The organism is Pseudomonas sp. S2_F07 (assembly GCF_054668325.1).
Map to the genome: position 1 here is coordinate 4,316,159 of NZ_CP162758.1, position 22,773 is coordinate 4,338,931.

Annotated in this window: 24 protein-coding genes; 3 read left to right on the top strand and 21 right to left on the bottom strand. The window is 62.3% G+C overall.

The window, feature by feature from the left end:
- Nucleotides 1-79: 79 nt before the first annotated feature.
- The gene (locus tag AB4O40_RS19600) at nt 80-982 is read left to right on the top strand and encodes a LysR family transcriptional regulator (RefSeq protein ID WP_056725655.1); all 903 of its coding nucleotides are present in this window, start codon (nt 80-82) and stop codon (nt 980-982) included.
- Between the two features lie 520 nt (nt 983-1,502).
- On the top strand, nt 1,503-1,769 hold the full coding sequence (locus AB4O40_RS19605) for a DUF6124 family protein (RefSeq protein ID WP_414914182.1): 267 nt from the start codon (nt 1,503-1,505) through the stop codon (nt 1,767-1,769).
- Between the two features lie 93 nt (nt 1,770-1,862).
- Here the strand turns inward: AB4O40_RS19605 and AB4O40_RS19610 are convergent, their stop codons facing one another.
- From AB4O40_RS19610 to AB4O40_RS19700, 19 genes are all read right to left on the bottom strand, one after another.
- A complete protein-coding gene (locus tag AB4O40_RS19610; protein WP_056725652.1) occupies nt 1,863-3,089 on the bottom strand; it encodes a beta-ketoacyl-ACP synthase in 1,227 nt (408 codons plus the stop codon).
- Complete coding sequence (fabG, locus tag AB4O40_RS19615) at nt 3,089-3,817, bottom strand: 3-oxoacyl-ACP reductase FabG (RefSeq protein ID WP_056725650.1); 729 nt, start codon at nt 3,815-3,817, stop codon at nt 3,089-3,091. The genes AB4O40_RS19610 and fabG overlap by 1 nt, the downstream gene beginning before the upstream one ends.
- Nucleotides 3,817-4,275, bottom strand: coding sequence for a hotdog family protein (locus tag AB4O40_RS19620; RefSeq protein WP_056725648.1), 459 nt, complete (start codon nt 4,273-4,275; stop codon nt 3,817-3,819). Before AB4O40_RS19620 ends, fabG begins: the two co-directional genes overlap by 1 nt.
- Nucleotides 4,272-5,468: a beta-ketoacyl-[acyl-carrier-protein] synthase family protein gene (locus AB4O40_RS19625; protein ID WP_409078547.1), complete on the bottom strand. Its 1,197-nt coding sequence runs from the start codon at nt 5,466-5,468 to the stop codon at nt 4,272-4,274. Before AB4O40_RS19625 ends, AB4O40_RS19620 begins: the two co-directional genes overlap by 4 nt.
- Nucleotides 5,465-5,989, bottom strand: a complete 525-nt coding sequence (locus tag AB4O40_RS19630; RefSeq protein ID WP_056725644.1) for a hypothetical protein — start codon at nt 5,987-5,989, stop codon at nt 5,465-5,467. The genes AB4O40_RS19625 and AB4O40_RS19630 overlap by 4 nt, the downstream gene beginning before the upstream one ends.
- Nucleotides 5,990-6,082: 93 nt before the next feature.
- Nucleotides 6,083-7,330, bottom strand: a complete 1,248-nt coding sequence (locus AB4O40_RS19635) for an NAD(P)/FAD-dependent oxidoreductase (RefSeq protein ID WP_409078548.1) — start codon at nt 7,328-7,330, stop codon at nt 6,083-6,085.
- The gene (locus tag AB4O40_RS19640) at nt 7,317-8,477 is read right to left on the bottom strand and encodes a sodium:proton antiporter (protein WP_460053605.1); all 1,161 of its coding nucleotides are present in this window, start codon (nt 8,475-8,477) and stop codon (nt 7,317-7,319) included. The genes AB4O40_RS19635 and AB4O40_RS19640 overlap by 14 nt, the downstream gene beginning before the upstream one ends.
- Nucleotides 8,474-10,813, bottom strand: coding sequence for an MMPL family transporter (locus AB4O40_RS19645; RefSeq protein WP_460053604.1), 2,340 nt, complete (start codon nt 10,811-10,813; stop codon nt 8,474-8,476). The genes AB4O40_RS19640 and AB4O40_RS19645 overlap by 4 nt, the downstream gene beginning before the upstream one ends.
- The gene (locus tag AB4O40_RS19650) at nt 10,797-11,345 is read right to left on the bottom strand and encodes an outer membrane lipoprotein carrier protein LolA (protein WP_223541756.1); all 549 of its coding nucleotides are present in this window, start codon (nt 11,343-11,345) and stop codon (nt 10,797-10,799) included. The genes AB4O40_RS19645 and AB4O40_RS19650 overlap by 17 nt, the downstream gene beginning before the upstream one ends.
- Nucleotides 11,346-11,542: 197 nt before the next feature.
- Nucleotides 11,543-11,968, bottom strand: coding sequence for an acyl-CoA thioesterase (locus AB4O40_RS19655; RefSeq protein WP_056725634.1), 426 nt, complete (start codon nt 11,966-11,968; stop codon nt 11,543-11,545).
- The gene (locus tag AB4O40_RS19660) at nt 11,961-13,505 is read right to left on the bottom strand and encodes an HAL/PAL/TAL family ammonia-lyase (protein WP_056725628.1); all 1,545 of its coding nucleotides are present in this window, start codon (nt 13,503-13,505) and stop codon (nt 11,961-11,963) included. The genes AB4O40_RS19655 and AB4O40_RS19660 overlap by 8 nt, the downstream gene beginning before the upstream one ends.
- Nucleotides 13,486-14,427, bottom strand: a complete 942-nt coding sequence (locus AB4O40_RS19665; protein ID WP_056725620.1) for an LpxL/LpxP family acyltransferase — start codon at nt 14,425-14,427, stop codon at nt 13,486-13,488. The genes AB4O40_RS19660 and AB4O40_RS19665 overlap by 20 nt, the downstream gene beginning before the upstream one ends.
- Nucleotides 14,424-15,158 (bottom strand): glycosyltransferase family 2 protein, encoded by a 735-nt coding sequence (locus AB4O40_RS19670; RefSeq protein WP_414914188.1) that lies wholly within the window; start codon nt 15,156-15,158, stop codon nt 14,424-14,426. The genes AB4O40_RS19665 and AB4O40_RS19670 overlap by 4 nt, the downstream gene beginning before the upstream one ends.
- 146 nt (nt 15,159-15,304) lie before the next feature.
- Nucleotides 15,305-16,984, bottom strand: a complete 1,680-nt coding sequence (locus AB4O40_RS19675; RefSeq protein ID WP_056725604.1) for an acyl-CoA synthetase family protein — start codon at nt 16,982-16,984, stop codon at nt 15,305-15,307.
- Nucleotides 16,981-17,526 carry a COG4648 family protein gene (locus tag AB4O40_RS19680; RefSeq protein ID WP_056725603.1) on the bottom strand — a complete coding sequence of 182 codons (546 nt, stop codon included), beginning with the start codon at nt 17,524-17,526 and terminating at the stop codon, nt 16,981-16,983. Before AB4O40_RS19680 ends, AB4O40_RS19675 begins: the two co-directional genes overlap by 4 nt.
- On the bottom strand, nt 17,523-17,777 hold the full coding sequence (locus AB4O40_RS19685; RefSeq protein WP_007992314.1) for an acyl carrier protein: 255 nt from the start codon (nt 17,775-17,777) through the stop codon (nt 17,523-17,525). Before AB4O40_RS19685 ends, AB4O40_RS19680 begins: the two co-directional genes overlap by 4 nt.
- Before the next feature lie 9 nt (nt 17,778-17,786).
- On the bottom strand, nt 17,787-18,047 hold the full coding sequence (locus AB4O40_RS19690; RefSeq protein WP_056725601.1) for a phosphopantetheine-binding protein: 261 nt from the start codon (nt 18,045-18,047) through the stop codon (nt 17,787-17,789).
- A complete protein-coding gene (locus AB4O40_RS19695; RefSeq protein WP_223541755.1) occupies nt 18,028-18,837 on the bottom strand; it encodes a lysophospholipid acyltransferase family protein in 810 nt (269 codons plus the stop codon). The genes AB4O40_RS19690 and AB4O40_RS19695 overlap by 20 nt, the downstream gene beginning before the upstream one ends.
- Nucleotides 18,813-19,538 (bottom strand): beta-ketoacyl synthase chain length factor, encoded by a 726-nt coding sequence (locus AB4O40_RS19700; RefSeq protein ID WP_056725598.1) that lies wholly within the window; start codon nt 19,536-19,538, stop codon nt 18,813-18,815. Before AB4O40_RS19700 ends, AB4O40_RS19695 begins: the two co-directional genes overlap by 25 nt.
- Before the next feature lie 356 nt (nt 19,539-19,894).
- On the opposite strand from AB4O40_RS19700, the gene AB4O40_RS19705 reads away from it, so the two are divergent.
- Entirely contained in the window at nt 19,895-20,665 is a 771-nt protein-coding gene (locus AB4O40_RS19705) for a ParA family protein (RefSeq protein ID WP_015093167.1), read from the top strand.
- A 93-nt stretch (nt 20,666-20,758) separates the two neighbouring features.
- On the opposite strand, the gene trxC is transcribed toward AB4O40_RS19705, so the two are convergent.
- Both trxC and selO read right to left on the bottom strand, forming a co-directional pair.
- A complete protein-coding gene (gene trxC / locus AB4O40_RS19710) occupies nt 20,759-21,193 on the bottom strand; it encodes a thioredoxin TrxC (RefSeq protein WP_056725595.1) in 435 nt (144 codons plus the stop codon).
- A 73-nt stretch (nt 21,194-21,266) separates the two neighbouring features.
- Nucleotides 21,267-22,730: a protein adenylyltransferase SelO gene (gene selO / locus AB4O40_RS19715; protein ID WP_460053599.1), complete on the bottom strand. Its 1,464-nt coding sequence runs from the start codon at nt 22,728-22,730 to the stop codon at nt 21,267-21,269.
- Nucleotides 22,731-22,773: the final 43 nt, after the last annotated feature.

Here is a 22,773-nt window from a genome sequence, read left to right on the forward strand (position 1 = left end):
AAGCATATAGCTGGCTAATGATTCAATCCAATATATTGTTCGACCTGTTTGATAGCTTTAACGACCTAATGGGGTTTCCATGGAATTGCGTCATCTGCGCTACTTCATCGCTGTCGCCGAAGAACTGCACTTCGGCCGCGCCGCACAGGTGCTGGGCATCTCCCAGCCACCGCTGAGCCAGCAGATTCAGGCGCTGGAGCAGGAAGTCGGCGCGCGGCTTTTCGAGCGTACCAATCGTCGGGTCGAGCTGAGCGAGGCCGGTCGGCTGTTTCTGCAAGAGGCACGGCTGGTGCTGGCGCAGGTCGACAAAGCGGCGGATGTCGCGCGACGGGCGCAACTGGGCGAGTTGGGTGAACTGAAAATCGGCTTCACCTCGTCGGCACCCTTCAACTCGACCATTCCCCAGGCGATTTTCTCTTTCCGCCAGCGCTTCCCGGCGGTGCACCTGAACCTGCGGGAAATGAGCAGCACCCAGGTGGCCGATGCGCTGGTGGACGAGTCGATTGAAGTCGGCATCATGCGCCCGCTCGGGCTGCCGGACTGCCTTAGCGTGGTCGAATTGATGCGCGAGCCGCTGGTCGCGGTACTCAGCTCCAAGCACCCGTTGGTAGAGGGCAGCGAGGAGGGCTTGTTTCTGTCAGCCCTGGCGCTTGAGCCCTTTGTGTTTTTTCCGCGCAGCTACGGCAGTGGCCTGTATGCGCAGTTGCTCAGCCTGGCGCGGGACTCCGGCTTCAGCCCGCACTTCGCCCAGGAGGCCGGTGAGGCGATGACCATCATCGGGCTGGTGGCGGCGGGGCTCGGTGTGTCGGTGCTGCCGGCGTCTTATCAGCGGATGCGTATTGACGGTGTGGTCTATCGCCCGCTGCTCGATCCGGCGGCGGTGTCAGCAGTTTGGCTGGTGCAGCGCAAGGATCAGAAGTCGGCGATGGCCAAAGCGTTTGTTGAACTGCTGACAAGAAAGGTTGAGCCTTTGCAGGCGTGACTGCTGCGCAGTCAATCGCGAGCAAGCTCGCTCCCACAGTGGGTGGTATGGCGAGCATTGTGTTCACAGCGCTGGACCCTGTGGGAGCGAGCTTGCTCGCGATGGCGTCCGAGAGAACACCAAAAAGACTAGCTGTATGGAGCAAGAAGCATCAGTCCTGCCGGAAGCTTCACCACCCGCCGTGGGACATTTCCGAAATCCTTCGCAAAGGCTACAGCGCCTTGCGACGTTGCCTGCAACTACTCCAGAATCCGCCGGCTTGTGCGCTTTGAGGGCCATCGCTAACTTGATTCGTGTCACTGATGGTCAGTGATCGGGTTTAGTAGCCCGTGTTTTCGCTAAGTGCATTTGCGCTCCTGATAGGCAGGTATGTCTGTACCTGCCCTTGACGGTAGCTGTGCGCAGGGCGCCTTCGGGCGCGCCGGTTTGGCGAAGACCCGGTCTACTAACCTGCGTACAGCTGCCACCCTTTTGATTCGTAGCGACACGGTGTCGGCTCCACTTTTCTGGGCGCTGAATCATGACCAATAAAGCAAAAAAACGGTCGGATACCGAACCGGTTACCTCACGCCAACCCGGCCAAATCTTCCTCGTCGCTCCTGAAGTCGACAACCACACTCTGCTGGAGTACGCCTGTGTTTCACTGGCATCAGCCAATGCCATGGCGAGCGACTTCGCGAGGAGTCTGAACGGAGCGCAAAGCAACACCCTGCTGGGCATTCAGCAGTCGATCATGCTGGGGGAAATGGCGGTGAATCGGGTGTTTGATAATCTCGACTCGCCCTGATAGTTACATCGCACATTAACAAGATCGCAGCCTTCGGCAGCTCCTACGGGTTCCTTGTAGGAGCTGCCGAAGGCTGCGATCTTTTGACGTTGATTAAGACCAGCGCTTGAAAATCAGCGAAGTATTCACCCCGCCAAACGCAAAGTTATTGTTCATCACGTACTGGTTGCTCATCTGCCGGAACTCGCCGCGCAGGTAGTCGAGCTTGCCGCAATGCGGGTCGACTTCGTCGAGGTTGAAGGTGTGGGCGTACAGGTCGCGGTTCATCATTTCAATGCTGAACCAGGACTCCAGCGCACCGCAGGCGCCGAGGGTGTGGCCGAGGAAGCTTTTCTGCGAGCTGATCGGCATGTGTTCGCCGAACAGGCTGCTGGTGGCCAGGGTTTCGGCGATGTCGCCCTGTTCGGTGGCGGTGCCGTGGCCGTTGACGTAGCCGATGTCCGACGGTTTCAGCCCGGCGTCTTCCAGGGCCAGTTCCATGGCCCGGCGCATGGTGACTTGTTCGGGACGGGTAGTGTGCTGGCCGTCGGCGTTGCTGCCGAAACCGACGATCTCGGCATGGATGCGCGCACCACGGGCCAGGGCGTGTTCCAGTTCTTCGAGCACCAGCATGCCGCCGCCTTCGCCGATCACCAGGCCGTCGCGTGCGGTGTCGTAAGGGCGCGGGCTGCGTTGCGGGGTGTCGTTTTTCAGGCTGGTGGCGTAGAGCGCGTCGAAGACCATGGCTTCGGTCGGGCACAGTTCCTCGGCGCCCCCGGCGAGCATCAGTGGCAGGCGCCCGAACTTGATGGCCTCGTAGGCATAGCCGATGCCCTGGCTGCCGCTGGTGCAGGCGCTGGAGGTGGGAATCAGGCGACCGGTGAGGCCGAAAAAGATGCTGATATTGGCTGCCGTGGTGTGCGGCATCATGCGCACATAGGAGTTGGCGTTCAGGCCCTCGGCCACTGAGTTGAGCAGCATGTTGCCGAACGCCTTGATCTCGTCGGTGCTGCCGGTGGAGGAGCCGCAGGCGACGCCCATGCGCCCGTCCTTGATCGATTCGTCACCCAATAATCCGGCGTCGGCCAGTGCAAGTTCCGACGCGCCGACGGCCAGCCGCGAAACCCGGCCCATGCTGCGCAGTTGCTTGCGGGTCCAGTGGCTCGGCACCTTGAAGTCATCGATGGGGCCAGCCAGGCGCGTGTTGAGTTCGGTAAAACGATCCCACTCGTCCATCCGGCGGATGCCGCTGCGGTTGGCCGCGAAGTTGCCGGCGATGGTCTCCCAGTCGCTGCCCAGTGAGGTGATGCCGGCCATGCCGGTGACGACGACGCGCTTCATCAGCACAGGCCTCCGTTGACGGCCAGAACCTGCCGGGTGATGTACGAGGCTTCCGCCGACATCAGGAAATTCACCGCGCCGGCCACCTCTTCAGGGGTGCCCATGCGTTGTGCGGGGATCATTTTCATCAGTTCTTCCACCGGCACGTTCTCGTCGAGCATGGCTGTGTCGATCAGGCCGGGTGCGACACAGTTAACGGTGATTTTGCGCTTGCCCAGCTCGATCGCCAATGCCTTGGCCGCGCCGATCAACCCGGCCTTGGAGGCGCTGTAGTTGACCTGGCCACGGTTGCCGATCAGCCCCGACACCGAAGTGATGCAGACAATCCGCCCGGCGGCGCGACGACGGATCATCGGCATCATCACCGGGTGCAGCACATTGTAGAAACCGTCGAGGTTGGTGCGCATCACCACATCCCAATCCTCCTCGCTCAGGGCCGGAAAGGCACCGTCGCGGGTCAGCCCGGCATTAAGCACCACACCGTAATAGGCACCGTGGGTTTCCACGTCGGCTTCGAGAACTTCCTTGCAACGGGCGCGGTCGGACACGTCGAACTGCAGGATGCGCGCACGACGGCCCAGGGCCTCGACTTCGGCCTTGACGGCTTCGGCGTCGGCCAGGCCGCTGCGGCAATGCAACACGATATCGTGCCCGGCCTGGGCCAGGCGCAAGGCGATGGCGCGGCCGATGCCACGGCTGGAACCGGTGACCAGTACGGATTCAGTCATCACTGGACTCCTTCGGGTTCATGGAGATATTGAGCGGCCTGGGGTGGGCGGTACACGTTCAGACGGGCGGTAACGTGAATGCCGGGGGCGTTGATGTGGCATTCGAACACGCCCATGCCGTTATCGTCTTCCAGGGAGCGAATACCGTGGATGGTCAACTCGGTACCGGCCGGAAAACTTTCGACGTTGCATTCGAATTTGCGGCTGCCGAGCAGGAAGCCCAATTCCACCTCATCACCGCGCTGGCGCGCATGGCAACCGGCGAAGGCGGCCACGCTCTGGGCCATCAGTTCGATGCCGACCCAGGCCGGCAGGCTGCCGTCGGGGAGATTGAACAGGCCATCGGGCTTGACGGTCAGGCGCGTGTGAATCTGCTCTTCATCGAACGCCAGGATCCGGTCGATCAGGATCATGTCGCCAGCGTGGGGCAGCAATTCAGCGATCGGCCAGTCAATCATGGGGCGTCTCCGATAATCAGGCTGACGTTGTTGCCACCGAAGGCAAAGGAATTGCTCATCAGGTAGCGAGGTGCAATGGACGTCAGGCGCGTGGCCGGGGTCACCCATTGCAGCGGCGGCAATTCGGGGTCGGGCTGTCCGTCCCAGACGTGTGGCGGCAGGGCATGCTCGCGATTGTCCGGGCTCAGGCTCAACCAGCAGAACGCCGCTTCCAGCGCCCCGGCGGCACCGAGGGTGTGGCCGGTCATGGGTTTGCTCGACGAACAGGGCACGCCGGCCGGGAACAGCGTCGCCACGGCCTGGCTTTCCATGGCGTCGTTGTGCTGGGTGGCGGTGCCGTGCAGGTTCAGATAAGCGATCTGCTCTGGTTGCAGGTTGGCGCGGCCCAGGGCTTTGCGCATCGCTTGCAGGGCGCCACGACCAGTCGGCTCCGGGGCGGATATGTGATGCGCATCGGAACTGGCGCCGCTGCCGAGCAAGGCAATCGGCTGGCTGTCGCCTGCACGCCTGGTCATCAGGAACAGCACCGCCGCTTCACCAATGTTGATGCCGTTGCGGTTCACCGAAAACGGATTGCAGCGTTGCTCCGAGACCGCTTCGAGCGCCGAAAAACCGTTGAGGGTCAGCTTGCACAAGGTGTCGACACCGCCACACAGCACCGCGTCGCAAATGCCCAGGTCCAACAGGCGCTGGGCGCTCATCAAGGCCCGGGCGCTGGAGGTGCAGGCCGTGGAAATGACATAGGCCGGCCCGCTCAACTGCAGCCACTCGGCAAGGAAGTCCGCCGGTGCCCCGAGTTCCTGTTGCTGATAGTCGTACTCGGCAGGGAACTGTTTTTCGCGCAGGTAATGCGCCAGGCTCTGGCTGGCCTCGTCGATGCCCGAGGTGCTGGTGCCCAGCACTACACCGATGCGGTCGCGGCCGTAGGTCTGGATCGCGCTGTCGATGTCCGGGCGGATTTGCAGCGTGGCTTCCAGCAATAACTGATTGTTGCGACTGTGATGGCGCGACATATCGGCTGGAATGCTTGCCAGTTTGCCCTGGACCGCACCGACCTGCAGCGTGCGTTGTGGCACCCAACCGGTTTGTTCGCGCATGCCGCCGCAGTCGCCGACAAACAGGTTGCGGGCAACTTCCTGCTTGTCGCGGCCCAGCGCGCAGACCAATCCGAGGGCATTGAGGTAAGCCGTCATGGCGTTTCACCGCTCAGGGGGGTGACTTGATAGGCCGGACCACGCGGTAGCTTCAATTCAAAATTCTGCGGTTGTACGTAGTGGATGTCCCAGCGCTCGGGCAGGTACCGTTGCCTGCCGTGCTGCCAGGCGCCGGGATAGTTGGCCGCCAGTTCATCTTGCGGCGTCAGCGCAAACAGCAGCGCCGCGAACAGCTCCCGGGCTCGCGGATTGGGCGGTAATAAACCATCGGACTCCCAGGTTTTATCGACCAATTTCTGGCGGGCCTGGGGAATGCCCAACAGGTCCATCATCGACCAGCGGATACCCGCCTCTTCACGCTGGATCACCAGCACCCAGTCCTCGCGTTCGTCGGCCTGCCCGCGCTGGATGTGCAATTGCAGTGGCAGCGGCAGATCCGGATTGTGCACGGGCAGCGGCGCCCGGCCGGCGCAGGCGCTCAAAAGCAGGGTTGCGGCGATTAACAGCAATCGCAATGCACTGGCTACCCCTGTGCAGTTCAAGCGACGGCTAATCAACATCACACAGTTCCTTCAAAAGGTTTTGCGCGCCACCACATTGACCAGAGGGTCTTCCCGTTGGCCAAAGGGGGCTGGCTTGCACACACAAGTGGTTCATGACGCATCCCTTGCACAGAATTCTGATATCACCTTCAACCGGCGCCTGGCTTCGCTGACGAACGGGTTGCTTTGATCCCAGGCATATCCGGCAAGTATGGAGCTGATCATCCTGCGGATTTCCGGCGAACTGCCCTCATGGAAGATCACATCCTGGAAGGTCCCCGCGTACCAGCCTTCGACGTAGCAGCGGAACGTGTCGACGCCGCGCTTGAGCGGTTCGGCGAACTCGGTTTGCCAGTCGACGGCTTCGCCTTGCAGCTGACGGTGCAAAACCCCGGCGGCCATGCTCGCCGAACGCATGGCGATGGTCACGCCGGAGGAAAACACCGGGTCGAGGAATTCCGCGGCATTGCCCAGCAGCGCGAAGCCCGGACCGTGCAGGGTTTTGACGTTGGCCGAGTATCCGCCGATGGTTCGGGCCTCGGTATCCCACTGCGCATTTTGCAACACGCTGGCCAGGCTTGGCGTCTCGGCAATAAAGCTGCGCAGGCACTCGTCCAGATTATCGCTGCGGCCGGCGAAACGTTCCTCGGCGGCGACCACGCCGACCGAGCAACGCCCGTTACTGAACGGGATGGTCCAGAACCATACGTCGCGCAGGGTCGGGTGAGTGGTCACCAGGATCTTGCTGCGATCGAAGGTCGGGAGGTCGATACGGTCTTCGACGTGAGTGAACACGGCCTGACGCACCGGGAAGTTCGACGGCGCCTCGAGGTCGAGCAAGCGCGGCAGTACGCGGCCGTAGCCACTGGCATCGAGCAGGAAACCGGCCTCGACGCGGTACTCGCTACCGTCTTCGCGGCGCACGCCGAGCTGCGGTTTTCCGGGGGCAATGTCGACGTCGACGATGGTTTCGCCATAGCGGATCTCCACGCCTTGCAACGTAGCCTGATCGGCCAGCAGCTTATCGAAATCGGCACGCAGGACCTGATATGTCGTCGATTTGCCGTGGCTGAACGTCTCGCCGAAATCGAACGCGCTGTAGCGCTCGCCCCAGGCAAACGCGGCACCGGTTTTCAGCTGGAAGCCGGCGGCGTTGACGGCGTCGAGCATGCCCGCCTCTTCGACGAAATCAAGGCAATGGGCCAATAGGCTTTCACCGATGGAAAACCGTGGAAAATGCTGGCGCTCGATCACCAGCACATCGTGTCCCTTGCGCTTGAGCAACGCGGCGGCGATGGCGCCGGATGGACCGGCGCCGATGACCACGACCTGGCGACATTCCATTTCAACGGTTGGCATGGGGGCTCCTTGCGGGGACAGCGGCTTTCAGGGGAATTCGGTGCATGCCGGTCAGGGCTGGCAGCAGTGTAGCGATCAGGCCCATCAGCATCAGGGCAAAGTACAGCGGCGGGCTGATGAGTTGTTGTTGCAGCAGCAGGTTGAGAAAAACGATCTCGCTCAAGCCGCGGATGTTCAGCAGCACACTTTCCCGCCAGCGGCTGGCGCCCTGGAACGAGGCCCCGGCCCAGCCGAGGCCGAGCCAGTTGCCCAGCAGTTTGCTCAGCATCGGCAACAGCAGCAGGGCGAGCAGTTGCCCCCAACCGAGGCTGTCCATCGCGCTGTGCACATTGATCTGCACAATGCCGAACGTAAGGATCAGCGGGATGGCGATGTACGTCTGCAAGCGGCCCATCCACACGGCTGGCAGTGGCAGGACCAGTGGGGCTTTCAGCGCGGCCATGATCAACACATAGCCGATGCCGAAAATCAGCGCATTGAGCTTGAAGTGTTCGGCGACGACCAGCAGGGCGAAAAAGCTCAGGCTGTAAAGCCATGTCTGGCGCAAACCGAGCAACCGCAGCAGCACCGGCAGGCACGCGCCGGCCAACGGCAGCAACAGGCTGCTCAGGTGCAGGCTGCCCTGGGCGATGCCGAACAGCGTCCAGCAGGCGAGGTCGATGAGGATCGCGGTTTGCACCAGACGTCGGGTGGCGGCGGGTGGGTAATCGATGTGCCGCAGGTACAGGTACAGCACCGGAATCGCGGTGATGGCGAACAACAGGCCGACGGCCAGCGAGCTGATCCACGGTTGTGCCGGCAACAACCAGACCGCCGTGGCCAGGCCGCAGGCAAACGGAATGCAAAAGCTGGGAAGGGCGATTTTCAGGCTTTGGCGATCCAGTTGCAGGTCGATCACATCGCTGAGGATGTAGCCCAGCAACAGGGCAAAGCTCAGGCTGTAGAGGTTCTTCAGCCAGCCCGGCGACACCAGCAGCGCACCGCTCAATTGCCATTGGGGCTCGATCCAGAAATACATCAACAGCGGCAGGCCAAGGGTCGCCAGCAGCAACTGGCTGACGATGGGAATCAAGCCGAAATGCCGGCCGACACGGGTCGCCAGGGCGAACAACACCAGCGCCATCGCCCAGAACAGAACGACCATCATATTGCCCGCTCCATGGCCGTGGGCTCATGCACCTGGCGACCGGCCCACGGCGCGAGCAGGAAGCTGAAGATCAGGCCCAGGCTCACCGACAGCCCGAAGTTGCTCACCGCCGGGGTGCTCGACACCGCCAGCAGGCCGAACGACAGCCAGGTGGTCAACGCCGCCAGCAGGGTGCCCAGCAGGCTCACGGCTGCGCCGCCGACCTGTTCGCGCATCAGGATCGCGTAATCGACGCTGATCGCCGTCACCAGCAGCAGGCCGAACAGGCTGAACAGGGTCAGCGGCTGCCCCAGCCAGCCGAGACTGGCCAGGCTGCACAACGCCGCCAGCAGGGGCAGGGACACGATTCGCAACGCGCCGCCGAGGCCGAATGGCAGGATCAGCACCAGCACGATCAGCACGCAGGAGGCGAGCTTCAGTTCAGCGGCACTGATTTGGGTGGCCGCGAAGACGTTGTTCAACTCACCCAGTCGATCCACCAGTGTCACGCCGGGCAAGTCCTCGCCCTGGAGCCGCAGCAGGGCCGGGTTGTTGATGCCTTGCAGGCTGACCATCGCCGCCACGCCGTCATCGGTCGGCCCCAGCCACAAGGGCCGGTAGGGTTCTGCCAACGGGCCGCTGAGCGCTGCGTCGATGTCCACGGTCGGCAGTGCCTGTAGCTTCGTCAGCTCGGCTTGCAGCGCCTCGGCCGGTACGCCGATGTCGAGCAAGGGTTGCCAGAAGGAAGGCAGTTTGTTCAGCGTTTCGCGCACCTGTTGCTGTTCGTTCGGCGGGCTGACCAGTTGATTGAGCGACAGATAGCCCTGGAGCTTTTCCAGGCCAATCAATTGATCCAGCCGCTCTCTCAGGGCGGTCTGGCGTTCGAGCAACTGCTGCTGATCGGCGGCGCGTATCAGGAAGAACTGGCTGGTGGGTTGATAGCCGGTGATCCGGGCAATGGCCTGGGCTTCGTCGGTCAATTGTTGCGGCGCGCTGATCCACTGACGAATGTCGTTTTTGCTGCCCAGTTGCAGCAGGCCAGCCACGCAAAAAGCGATCAGCAGTGCCAGCAAGACTGGCGTTTTCAGGTGTTTGAGCAGTGCTTCACGACAGCCCAGCAAAAACTCGCAAACGCGCAATGGCCATTGCGCCGGGCGCAGGTCTACGCCCTTGAGCAATGCCGGCAGCAGGCACACGGCGGACAGATAGGCACCGAGCAAACCGGCGGCGGAGAACACGGCAATCTGGGTCAGCGCCGGGAAGGGTGTCCAGGCCAGGGCCAGATAGCCGATGCCGCTGGTGATCAGGCTCAGGGTCAGCCCGGGCAGGGTCAGGCGCAGGGCCGGCCAGCTGTGCCAGGGTTTCAGGCTCCAGCTCTTGGACAGGTAATGCAGCGGGTAGTCGACGGCGACACCGATCAGGCTTGAGCCCAGTACCAGGGTCATCACGTGCATATGGCCGAACAACGCAACGCAGGCCACCGCACCGCAGAGCATGCCCACCAGCACCGGCACGAACGCCAGCAAGACGCGCCAGCGCCGGAAGGCCAACAGCAGCAGCAACAAAATCCCCACGGTGGCACCGCCACCGACCCAGGTCATCTCCCGGGCGGCCTGTCGTTGACCGCTGGCGGCGTACAACAGGCCGCTGGCGGCGAGCAGTTGCACGTCGTGCCGGGCGGCTTCCTCGCGGCTGTGTTCAAGCAGGTCGGCCACCTGCAGCGGCAGGTTCATGTCGAAGGCGTTGCCGGTGGTGCGCGCGCGCAGCAGCACCCAGCTCTTGCCATCGGCATCGGCGACCAGGGCGCCGCTGCCGATGTCCAGTTGCACCGAACCACGTTGCGGCTGGCTGTTCTGGATGCGCCCGGTCAGGCCCAGCCAGTCGTCCTGGCTCGGCACCAGGCTGTACCCGTTGAACGGGTCGAACAACGCTTGCACCCGTTGCTGGATAAAGGTGTCGGGGTGCTCGATCAGCAGTTGCCGGTCCGCCGCCTGGAGCATCGCCAGGCGACCTTGCAGCAATTGTGTGCGCAACGCCGGCAAGTCGGCTTGCAGGGTCCACTGGACCTTTTCGAACAAGCCGCTGGCCTGCCATTGCTCGCCGAGTGTCTGCGCCATGGCGACGGCCTGCTGGCGATCACTGTGGCCGACCAGCACCAGCATTTCGCGGTTCAGCGGCTCTTGCATGCGTTGTTCAGCGCGCAGTTCCAGAGCGTCGGGCGCCGTACCGGGCACCAGGTCCATCAGGTTGGCCGACAGCGGCGCGGCGTCACGCCATTGCCAACCGGCGAGCGCCAGTACTGCCAGCAGCAGGATCAGGAACAACCGTGGCAACCACCGTTCACTCGGCAAAGTCATGCTGCTCCGCGTCGCTCAACGGCTGGCTGCTGGTGCTGTCCTGCATGCGCAATAACGTACTGTCGCCCTGGGTCTCGAGCAGTTCGATGCTGTGCACCAGTTCTGCGCCGGTAATGTTGATCTGGTTGAACACCTGCTTGAGCAGCATCGAGCGCGGCAGCAGCGTGAGTTTCCAGTTCTGCGCATCGCCGCTCAGGGACAGTTCGAAATCCCGTTGCAGGCCACTGCTGTCACCTTGCAGCACGGCGAGGAACAAACGGTTCTGCTCGGCACCGGCGCTTTTGCCCGGCAGCATTTGCCAGACAATGCCGTCGCGCCGGGCAATGCCTTTGGCGGTGATGCGATAGTCCTGTTGCAGTGGCGTTTTCAGCAGCCACAACAAGCCGTGGTTTTTGGCCAGCACGAACGTGCCCTTGCTGGTCAGCGGCTGGGACAGGGCGCGCAGGTGTTTTTCCTGGATGAAACTGCCGTGGATCACCTCGGGCCTGGCCAGTTGATCGCTGAGTTGTTGCAGGTCGAAGGCACTGGCCATCGACGACACCCCGAGTAACGCCAAAACACTGAGGAATTTGAACACTGAGAAACGTGGCGAGCGAGCTTGCTCGCGCTGGGCTGCGTAGCGGCCCCAATACGTCAGCAAACCTCGGCGGGGTTGCGAGTGCTGCGCACTCGAGCGCGAGCAAGCTCGCTCGCCACAGGGGGGGCGGCTGGTCTCAAGGGAAATATCGATCATCCCAGTACCCTCTCAACCGCGTCGGTGAACACTGTCGGCGAGGCCAGTTGCATCTCGCGGCTGGCGATGTCGACGGCCACCTGTACCGACATGGCTCGGGTCAGGCGCTCACCGGTTTGCAGGTCGCTGATCAGGTAGTTGATCTTCAAGCGGTTCTCCCACTCCACCAGGTTGGCGCGCACGTTGAGCGTCTGGCCGAACACCGCGCCGCGCACGTAGCGCAATTGCAGGTCGATCACCGGCCAGGCATAGCCGGATTCGTTCATCGCCGTGTAGTTGTGGCCGATCTTGTCCAGCAGCGCACAGCGGGCCACCTCCAGGTATTTGACGTAATGGCCGTGCCAGACCACGTGCATGCTGTCGACGTCAAAGAACGGTACGACGATTTCCGTGTCGGTGTAGAGAAATCCCTTGCTACGCATGCAGCCTCCAGTGTTGTTCGGCGATGCGTTGCAGGCACAGGCGCAATTCGCCTTCCAGCGCGCGGTCTTCGATGACCGGTGGGAAGTCCTTGGCCAAGGCTTCGTGCATGGTCGCCAAAGCGGGTGGCAGGGGGCGTGCATCTTCGGCCTGGCCGCGCAGCCAGACGCCCTGATTGGCCGCCAGCAGCGTGGCGGCCGCCACTTGTTCGGTGAGTTCCAGCACGCGGATCGCATCCCGGGCGGCGATGGTGCCCATGCTGACCTTGTCCTGGTTGTGGCATTCGGTGGAGCGCGAGAAGACGCTGGCCGGCATGGTGTTCTTCAGGGCTTCGGCAGTCCAGGCGCTGGTGCCGATCTGCACCGCCTTGAAGCCGTGGTTGAGCATGGCGCGGTCGGCCGTGGCACCCGACAGGTTGCTCGGCAAGCCATGGTTGTAGCGCTCGTCCACCAGCAGCGCGAGTTGTCGATCCAACAGGTCGGCGACGTTGGCCACGAGGTTTTTCAGGCTGTCCATGGCGAAGGCGATGTGGCCTCCGTAGAAGTGCCCACCGTGCAGCACTCGCTCGGCCTCGGCGTCGATGATCGGGTTGTCGTTGGCACTGTTGAGCTCGATCTCGATGAATGAGCGCAGCCAGTTCAGGCTGTCGGCCAGTACGCCCAGCACATGGGGGGCGCAACGCAGGGAGTAGCGATCTTGCAGACGATGCAAGGGCGCGGTGGGCGCGTCGATGGCCAGATCCTCGCGCAACCACGCGGCGACCTGCATCTGCCCCGGGTGTGGCTTGGCGGCGAACAGGCGCTCGTCGAAGTGCTCCGGGTTGCCTTGCAGGGCGACCACGTTCAGCGCGGTAATGCGCGTGGCCAGGTGCAGCAGGTAATCGGCGCGGGCGTACGCCAGGCAGGCCAGCCCGGTCATCACTGCGGTGCCGTTCATCAGCGCCAAGGCTTCTTTCGGACGCAACACCAGTGGCTGCCAGCCGAGTTCGCGGTGCACATCGGCAGCTTGCCGGCGCTCGCCGCGGAACATCACCTCGCGTTCACCGGACAGCGTGGCGGCCACGTACGAAAGCGGCGTCAGGTCACCACTGGCGCCCACCGAGCCTTCCTCTGGAATCAGCGGCAGGATGTCGTGTTCAAGGAACGCCTGCAGGCGCTCCAGCAGCTCCACTCGCACTCCGGAAACACCGTGGCACAACGACTGCAAACGCGCCGCCAGTACCGCGCGGGTGGCCTGGGCGTCGAGCAGTTTGCCCAGGCCACAGCCGTGGAAGGTGTACAGGTGACGGGGCAGCGCCTCGACGTGATGCAGCGGCACCGCGACCACGCAAGAGTCGCCGTAACCGGTGGTCACGCCGTAGATCACGCCTTCCTTGTCCAGCAGAGAGTCCAGAAAACGCGCGCCCTTGGCGATGCGCTCGCGGTAGGCGGGATCGCTTTGCAACAGCGTCGGCACTTTGCGGTTGGCCAGTGCCAGCACATCTTCTATGCGCAAAGGGCGTTCGCCGAAGGTTACCGGCTCAAGCGTTGGCGTCGTCATCGGTCTTCCAGAAAGGGTAAAAGTTGAACCATTGTTGGGGCGCTTCAAGGCAATAGTGACCCAAGCGTTCGGCGTAGCGGGAGGCCCACTGATGAATGACCTGTTCGCGGTCAGTACGTTTCCAGGTGATTGCCTCAGCGAACGGCTCGATGGTCAGTCGATAGTCACCGTCGGGCTTTTTCAGGCACAGCAGCAGGTTGACCGGGCATTTCAGCAGGCCGGCCAGCAACCACGGGCCCTGGGGGAACCTGGCCGAATGACCGAGGAAGTCCACGGTCGCGCAGCGTCCGCCATGCAGCGGCACGCGGTCGCCGGCGATCGCCAGCCACTCGCCACGCTCCAGGCGCTCGCTCAGTTGCAGCATGATCCCGGGGTCCAGTTCGCTGACCTGGATCAAGCGCAAATTGGTCGCCCCGGCTTCACCCAGTAAACGGTTGAACTGTTCGGCGTGCTTGGTGTGCACCAGCACGTTCATCGTGACCTTTTCGCCGATCTCCGCCAGTGCGCGGCAGACTTCCAGATTGCCCAGGTGTGCGCCCACCAGCATCTGCCCGCGGGCACCGCGCAGCTGGTCACGCAGCAGCGCCGGGTCGATGATTTCGATTTGTTCGATGCTCAGCTTGCCGTTCCAGACGTCGAGTTTGTCGAGCATCGAATCGGCGAAAGCCATGAACTGGCCGAACACCCGCCAATGGCTCGGGCGCAATTCGCTGCGACCGCTCCAGTCGGCCAGCCGTTGCTGGTATTGCCAGGCACTGTGTCGGGCGCTGCGACCGAACAGGAAAAAGTACAGGACGATGCCGTACAACACTGGGCTCAGTACTCGACGGCCCAGCACTTTGGCGCCGAACGCGGTGAGCTTCATCAGCCAGAAACTGCCCCGTTCTTTGCGGTCGGCCCAGTGTTGCTTGTCTGCACTCATGCCCGCCACCGTCGCCAGAGGATCACTGGCGCACGCAGCAACATGCCGAAGAACAGCCGCGTGTGCATGCTGGAAATCAGGACGTTGTCGTGGAACATCCGAAAGTGCGAAACGCCGTCCAGCGGGTAATGGACCTTGGTTTGCAGCCATAACATCGGCTGATTGCGCCAGGACAGGCGCACCAGGATGTCCGAGTCGAAGTCCATGCGCTTGCCGATTTTTGCTGACTCGATCAACGCCAGGACCGGTGCCAAAGGGTAGACCCGGAAACCGCACATGGAGTCGCGAATCTGCAATGACAGGGTGTTGATCCAGACCATGACGTGAGTCAGGTAGCGTGCATACAAACGGCCTTTCGGCACGCTGGCGTCATATTGCGGATAACCGCAAATCAACGCTCGTGGGTAGCGGCGTGACTGTTCGATGAAGCGTTGGACGTCCTGCAAATCGTGCTGGCCATCGGCATCCACCTGTAAGGCATGGCTGAAACCCAGGCGCGAAGCTTCGCGCAAACCGGTCATGACCGCGCCACCCTTGCCCTGGTTTTCGGCCAGGCGGATCAGGTAAACCATTTCACGCTGGGCCAGGCGATCCAGCACCCGGGCGCAACGCGGGCTGCTGGCATCGTCCACCAGGATGCACGGCAGATGGCTGGCGATCAGCGCATCGACCACCGTGGTAATGGCTGTTTCGTGGTTATACACCGGGACGATGGCGCAGGGGCTATGCATGTTGGTGTACACCTGAAAGACCGAGGTGCCTGCTTCGCGAGCAAGTCGAATCGTCGCACCGCCGCTCCCACAGGGGGGCTGTGTCGTTCACAAATCCAGTGTGGGAGCGAGCCTGCTCGCGATTGAGTGCGCAGCACTCACCCGGCTTATGCATGCGCCGCCTCCAGCAAGATCCGCCCGCTGGAGCAGGTGGCGGTTTCGTCGCGATAGGTGAAATACAATTTGCCGCGGGCCGGGTCGAAGCGCAGGTGCAGCTGGATTTCATCTCCCGGGCGCACCAGTTGCTGGAACTTCAAGACTTCCATGCCGGCAAATTTTTTCGGCAGGTTCATCAATTGCCGGCCCAGGCTCAGCGCCCAGTCCACCTGCACCACGCCAGGCAACACCGGCGCCGTGGGGAAGTGTCCGCTGAAATAGGCCAGGTCCGGTGGCACCGCCAGTTGCAGGCTCCACTCGCCATCGCTTTCGGTTTGTTCCAGCACTTCGGGCGCCTTGGGGCGCGGCGCCAACAGCAGGGCGTCGACGTCGGCCTGGGGCAGTTTGCCCTGAGCGTTCAGCGGCAGTTGGCGCAGCAGGCGCCAGCGTCTTGGCAGGGCCAGGGCTTCGCAGTGTTGGCTCAGGTGCTGGCGCAATTGCTCGGTGAGGCTGCGTCGCCCCTGATTGCGCAGCACATGCAGACCGGCATCGCTCAGCACCAGCAATGCCCCCAGGGAGGCGCGGTTTTCCTGAACGACACCGAGCCGCGCTTCGATGACCCATTCATGGGCCGTCAGCGCTTGTTCCAGCATCGGCAGCGAGATGCGTTTTTCTTCCAGCTTGACGATCCGGTCCAGTCGCCCAAGCAATTCGAAACGACCGTCGACAGAGATACGCACGGCATCGGCCGTGTGTTCGACATGGCCATGGGGCAAATACGGCGAAGCGATCAGCAGTGCACCGTCACTGTCCTGGGTCAGCGTGACACCGGCAAAGGGCTGCCAGAGTTCCGCGCCCTGACGCCAGGCGATTCCACCGGTTTCCGAACTACCGAAGATCTCCGTTGGCCATTGCCCCAGACGCTCATGCAGGCTCTGTGCAGCCTCGACCGGCAATGCGCCGCCGGAGGAAAACACCCGGCGTACGGAACTCAAGGCAGGCCAGTCGAGGTTGTCGCCCATGCGCTTGAGCAGCGCCGGGCTGGCCACCCAGGCGAAGGCCGGGTGCTCGCGGCTGGCGCGTTGCAGGTCTTCCGGAAAGGCCAACTGCCGACGTACGAACGGGCGCCCGGCGCATAGCGGCCACAGCACCCGGAACAGCAGGCCGTAGATGTGCTGGGTGGCGACGCTGCCAATGATGCATGCCGGGCCCAGGTCGGCGCCCCACAGCTGTTCCAGGACTTCGACTTCATTGGCCAGTTGGCGCAGGTTTTTTTCGATGCGCTTGGGTTCGCCACTCGAGCCGGAGGTGCACAGGCTGAGTCGGCAGTTATCCAGGTCCAGGGCGGCGGCACTCAGTGGCTGCTGTTGTAGGTCGCCAAGGTGCGCATCGTCGGGCTGATCGCTCAGCCACAGATCGACTTCACCTGACCAGCGTTGGCGGGTCTGGGGTTGCAGGTCGGACGGCAGCAGCACACTGACTCCGGCACGCCAGGCACCGAACAGGGCAATCGCCAGGTCGGCGGCATCCTCAAGGTGCACGGCCATCTGCCGCACACCCCGGGCTTGCAGGCCGGCGGCCAGGCGCAGTGCCTGTTCGCACAGTCGGGCGTGATCCAGTGCCGGGGCGGTCGTTACGGCACGCTCAGGCTGAGCCTTGAGCAGCAGGTGCTCAAGTTTTATCCAATTCATGGGCGGCCTCGTACCCTTTGTCGTATGAGCCATTCAATGGCAAACATCAGGCCTATCAATCCGTAGGAAATCAGCCCGGTGTACAGCGTCCACCAGCTCAGCGGCGCCCAGAGTGTCAGGGCGGCGGCACACAAACCGTTGCATAGAAAAAAAACGCTCCAGGCGATGGTTACCTGACGGGTGTAGCGAATACCCTTGGCGGGCAAATGCGGCTCGCGTACCCGGGCCAGGCGTTCAACGATCGGTGGGCCGAATATCAGGCTCGATCCGAACAGCGCCAGCATGAAACTGCTGATCAGCACCGGATACCAGCGCAACAGCGCCGGGCTGTCGAACAGTGCCAGCAACAGGCAGAACATAATGGCCACCGTGGCCATCCACCGGCTGCCAGGCCGTCGCTTGCCGGTCAGCGCCCGGCCCAGCCACAGTGCGCCCAGCAGCATCCCGAACTGCCACGGGGCGAAATGCTCCATGCCGAAATACACCGCAAAGGGATACAAAAGGCCCGCCAGCAGCAGGCCGAGGCCAATCAGTCGATTCATGCGGCCGGTTGAACCAGACGGTAGACCGCCTCGACCACGTCACTGACGGTACGCACCGATTTGAATTCTTCGGCGGCGATTTTCTTGCCGGTCTGACGTTTGATGTGATCAATCAGGTCGACCGCGTCGATGCTGTCGATTTCCAGGTCCTGATACAGGTTGGATTCCAGGCTCACACGCTCAGGGTCCAGCTCGAAAAGCTCGACCAAGGCATCGCGCAGGGTGTTGAAAATGTCGTCACGAGTTTGCATGGTCCGGTCTCAAGCTGCCTGTTTTGCAATGACGAACGCCGCAAGGCTCGCCACGTTACTGAAGTGATTGCGCGTGTCCTTGGCATCGGCGTCGATCTTGATGCCGTATTTTTTCTGGATGGCCAGGCCCAGTTCCAGGGCGTCCACCGAGTCCAGGCCCAGGCCTTCGCCGAACAGGGTCTGCTCATTGCCGATGTCGTCGGCACTGATGTCTTCCAGGCCAAGGGCGTCGATGATAAGCATTTTGATATCACGGTGCAGATCGCTCATCTTCGGCGAGCTCCTTAATAAAGTAAGAATGTAGATAATCGTTGAGCTTGCGCGAGGCCTGCGGAGCCGGCCCCTGCGTGGCGAAGGTCTGTGGGTCTATATCGGCCCCGACCCGAAAACTGAAGTGCACGCGCCGCTTGGGGATGCGATACCAGGGCTCGGCCTTGGTCAATGTGGTCGGGCTGACTTTGATAATGACCGGGGTGAGGATTTTCGCACCCCGCAGGGCGATTGCCGCGCCGCCCCGATGAAAGGCCGGCGGCTGGCCGGGTCGGGTGCGCGTACCTTCCGGGAAAATGATCAGGGTCTGGCCGTCTTTCAGCGCGTCGGCAGCCGCGTCGAGCATGTCCATGCTGCCGTCGTTGCTGATGTATTCGGTGCAGCGCAGCGGCCCGCGAGTGAAAGGGTTTTCCCAGAGGCTTTGCTTGACCACGCAGTTGGCGTGACGCACCAGACCGATCAGAAAGACCACGTCGATCAGCGATGGGTGATTGGCAATGATCATTTGCCCGGGACGACCGAGTTTTTCCGCGCCTTCAATGTTATAGGTCAGTACCCCGGTACGGGCCATGAAACGCACAAAAATCCAGAAACAGCGGCTGACCGTTTGCCGGGCCCGCAGCCGATGGGTCCGGGCGTCGCCCGGCAGGCAGTTCAGCACAGGGAAAATCACCAGGCGCAGGCACAGCCCGCCCAACCCGAACAGGGCAAAGCTCGCGGCGGTGGCCAGCAAGCGCCAGTGGTAGGCGTCGCGGTTTTTCTCGGTCACGGGTTGCGTTGCCAGGTCCATACACGATTTTTCCAGGCATGTTGGCAGGTGGTTTGCTGGCCGAGCAGCGTACGCAGCAGATTCAGCGCGTGGGGCCAGCGGGATTTGGACAACGCATCCGGGGGGCTGTTCAGGGACAACCGCCAGTCGGTGCCGGGCGTGATCAGCAGGCCGACGGCATAAGGGAACGGTACGTCGTCGATCCAGGTCGAGTAAGCCTCGGGCGGCCGCTCTTCGGTGACTACCAGCAGTACCGCGTCAGCGCCTTCAGCCAGCAGCGCGGCAGCTTCGAGCATGCCATGTTCCAGGCCATCGCCTGCGGCGGCCAGGGCGGTCATTTCGCTGGTTTCACCACGCATGATCGACCACAGGCCAATGATCGCGTTATGCACCGACAAGCTGAAGCGGGTTGGCGACAGCGGTTGATCGGTGGCCAGGTCGCTGAGGATCTCGATCGTGCGGGGCGTTTCGCCGTGACGGGAAACAAAGACCAATGGCAGATCCTGCCGACCTTCGGCCAATGGCCAGCCGACACTGAACGCCATGCGCGCCAGACGGCTGAGCCGCCGACGCTGCATGGCCGGCAGAAAGGAAACGTCGGGAGCGGCATCGCTGTCCGGCAGCACAACCGGTTGTCGGCACCAGGCCTGCCAATCGGACACGCTATCAAGCCCAGGGGCCCAGGCGCGCCATTGGGCGATGTTGAAGTTGATCACAGACATTCATTCCACCCTCACGGGCTTACTTGACGCGGGGGAGTGGCCGAAAGCCGGGACTTACCCTGCGTGGCGTTTGGCGCCGAGTGGCGCGCATTATCCCGGTGCCGGGAACGTGTAGCAAATGCTGGTTACATTTTGCTCAGCAAGATGAAGCGACTGGCTCGCAAAAATTGAACGATTGGTAATTATTCACAGAATTATGACTCCGTCTGTCAGTTCTGGCGTCGAATCGCCGGGCTGTTCAGGGCCTTTCAAGCAGGAGAAGGCAACTGACTGTGTAGTCCTTGCACTGGTGAGGTAGCGTAGCCATGCCGGGGACCACTACACTCGGTCATTCTTTGATACACGGAGGTTTTGACATGCGGCGCGTGGTGTTCAATCAGAAAGGTGGCGTTGGCAAATCCAGCATTGCCTGCAATCTGGCGGCGGTCAGTGCCAGCGAGGGTTTTCGCACCTTGTTGGTGGATCTCGATGCCCAGGCCAACTCCACTCAGTACCTGACGGGGCTCACCGGTAGCGATATCCCGATGGGCATCGCCGATTTCTTCAAGCAGACGCTGTCTTCCGGGCCGTTCTCCAAAAAGAATCAGGTCGACATCTACGAAACCCCCTTCGATAACCTCCATGTCATTACCGCCACCGCCGAACTGGCGGACTTGCAGCCAAAACTTGAAGCCAAGCACAAGATCAACAAGCTGCGTAAGTTGCTTGAAGAGCTGAGCGAAGACTACGACCGGATTTACCTCGACACCCCGCCCGCGCTGAACTTCTATGCGGTTTCAGCGTTGATTGCCGCTGATCGTGTATTGATTCCCTTCGATTGCGACAGCTTTTCACGCCAGGCACTGTATGGCCTGATGGCGGAAATCGAAGAGTTGAAGGACGACCATAACGAAGGCCTGGAAGTCGAAGGCATTGTCGTCAACCAGTTCCAGGCCCGCGCCAGCCTGCCCCAGCAGATTCTCGATGAGCTGATCGCCGAAGGCCTGCCGGTGTTGCCGGTGTACCTGGCCAGCTCGGTACGCATGCGCGAATCCCACCAGGCCAATACGCCACTGATCCATCTCGACCCGCGGCACAAGCTGACCCAGCAGTTTGTCGAGTTGCACAACCTGCTGGAAAACGCCTGAAGATCAAAAGATCGCAGCCTGCGGCAGCTCCTACAGATTGGGCGCTGATGTCCTTGTAGGAGCTGCCGCAGGCTGCGATCTTTCCGGGCAGTCTCAGATCCCCTGGCTACGCAACCAGCTCATCAACTGCGGTAACGGAAAAGCCCCGCTCTGCCGGGCGACTTCCCGGCCGTTCTTGAACAGGATCAGGCTCGGAATCGAGCGAATCCCCAATTGCGCCGACAACTGCTGGTTCGCCTCGCTGTCCAGCTTGGCCAGTCGGCACTTGCCCACCAGTTGCCCGGCCGCCTGCTCGAACACCGGTGCAAACGACTTGCACGGCCCGCACCAGTCCGCCCACACATCCACCAGCAGCGGCAGATCGCCCTTGATCTGGCTGGCGTAGTCGCTTTGTTTCAATTCAAACGGTTTGCTCAGCATGACTTCAGCCTTGCAGCGCCCGCACTTCGGGTGGTCGTTCAGGCGCTCGGCGGGAATGCGGTTGAGGCCGTTGCAGTGGGGGCAGGGGATGAGGAGTGGGTCGGTCATGACAAAACGTCCAGTCGAAAGCGAATGATCCTTATCTGGAGACAGGACTGCAGATTTTCAATCGTGCAGTGCCTCACGACGAACAACTGATCTCCAGGTGCTTGCCCCATTCCGGTGGTCGCTCGGCGTAGCTTTGCATCCCCGGTTGTTCCTCGAACGGATTGCTCAGCACGGCGTGTAGCCGGCGGACTTCCGAGTAGTCGCCGTTCTGCGCCGCCTCGATGGCCTTCTGCGCCAGGTAGTTGCGCAGGATGTACAGCGGATTGACCGCGTGCATCCGCTGGCGGCGCTGCTGTTGATCAAGCGTACCTTCACGTGCCACCCGGGCGACGTAGAGTTCGCCCCAGGCATCAAAGCCCTTGAGGTCGACGAAGTCATCACGCAAGCGGGTGATGGCCTGTTCCGGTGCTTCATCACCCAGGCGGCGGAAAAACAGGCTGTAGTCGACGCCGCTGTTTTGCATGAGTTGCAGCAGGTTCTCCAGCAATTTCTGGTCGTCATCCTCCGCGGTGGCCAGGCCGAGGCGGCGGCGCATCAGGTCCTGGTAATGAGCCTGGAACAGCGGCAGGTACAGGCCGAGGGTTTCGCGCAGGGCTTCGACGCTGATGAACGGCGTCAGGGCCTGGGCCAGGGCGCTGAGGTTCCACTGGCCAACTGGCACCTGGTTGCTGAAGGAGTAACGGCCCTGGTCGTCGGAGTGGTTGCAGATGAAGTTGGCGTCGAAGTCGTCGAGGAAGGCGAACGGGCCGAAATCGAAGGTGATGCCCAGGATCGACATGTTGTCGGTGTTCATCACCCCGTGGCAGAAGCCATACGCCTGCCATTTGGCGATCAGTTCGGCATTGCGCTCCACCACTTCGCGGAACATCGCCAGGTACGGCTCCGGTTGTTCCAGGCACTGCGGAAAATGCATGGCCAGCACGTGATCACCCAGCTCTTTCTGCTGCTCGGGGCGCTTGGTGTAGTAGAAGTATTCGAAGTGCCCGAAGCGCACATGGCTCGGCGCCAGGCGCAGGACCATGGCCGCGCGCTCCTGTTTTTCGCGCCACACCGGGGTGTCGGAGCCGATCACGCACAGGGCGCGGGTGGTCGGGATATTCAGCGCGTTCAGGGCTTCGGAGGCGAGGAATTCGCGGATCGACGAACGCAGTACCGCCCGGCCATCGCCCATGCGTGAGAACGGCGTCTGGCCGGCGCCTTTTAGGTGCAGGTCCCAGTGTTCGCCAGCCTCGTTGTACACCTCGCCGAGCAACAGGCCACGACCGTCGCCCAGTTGCGGGTTGTAGGAACCGAACTGATGCCCCGAATAGACCATCGCCCTTGGAATTGCGTCGGCCCAGAGCTTGTGGCCGCTGAACAGTTCGGCGAACTCCGGGGTTTCGGCCACGGCCGGGTCGAGGTCCAGCAGCGCCATGGCGGCGGGGCTGGCCACGACCAGGCGCGGATTATCGATGGGCTCGGGCAGCACATGGGCGGAAAACGCATCGCCCAGGCGGTCGAAGCGGTTATCGAAAGTGAGTTCGTCGAGGGCTTTCAAGGGCCGGCTCCAGCAGAATGTCCGAGCATTCTGCTGGGGAAAG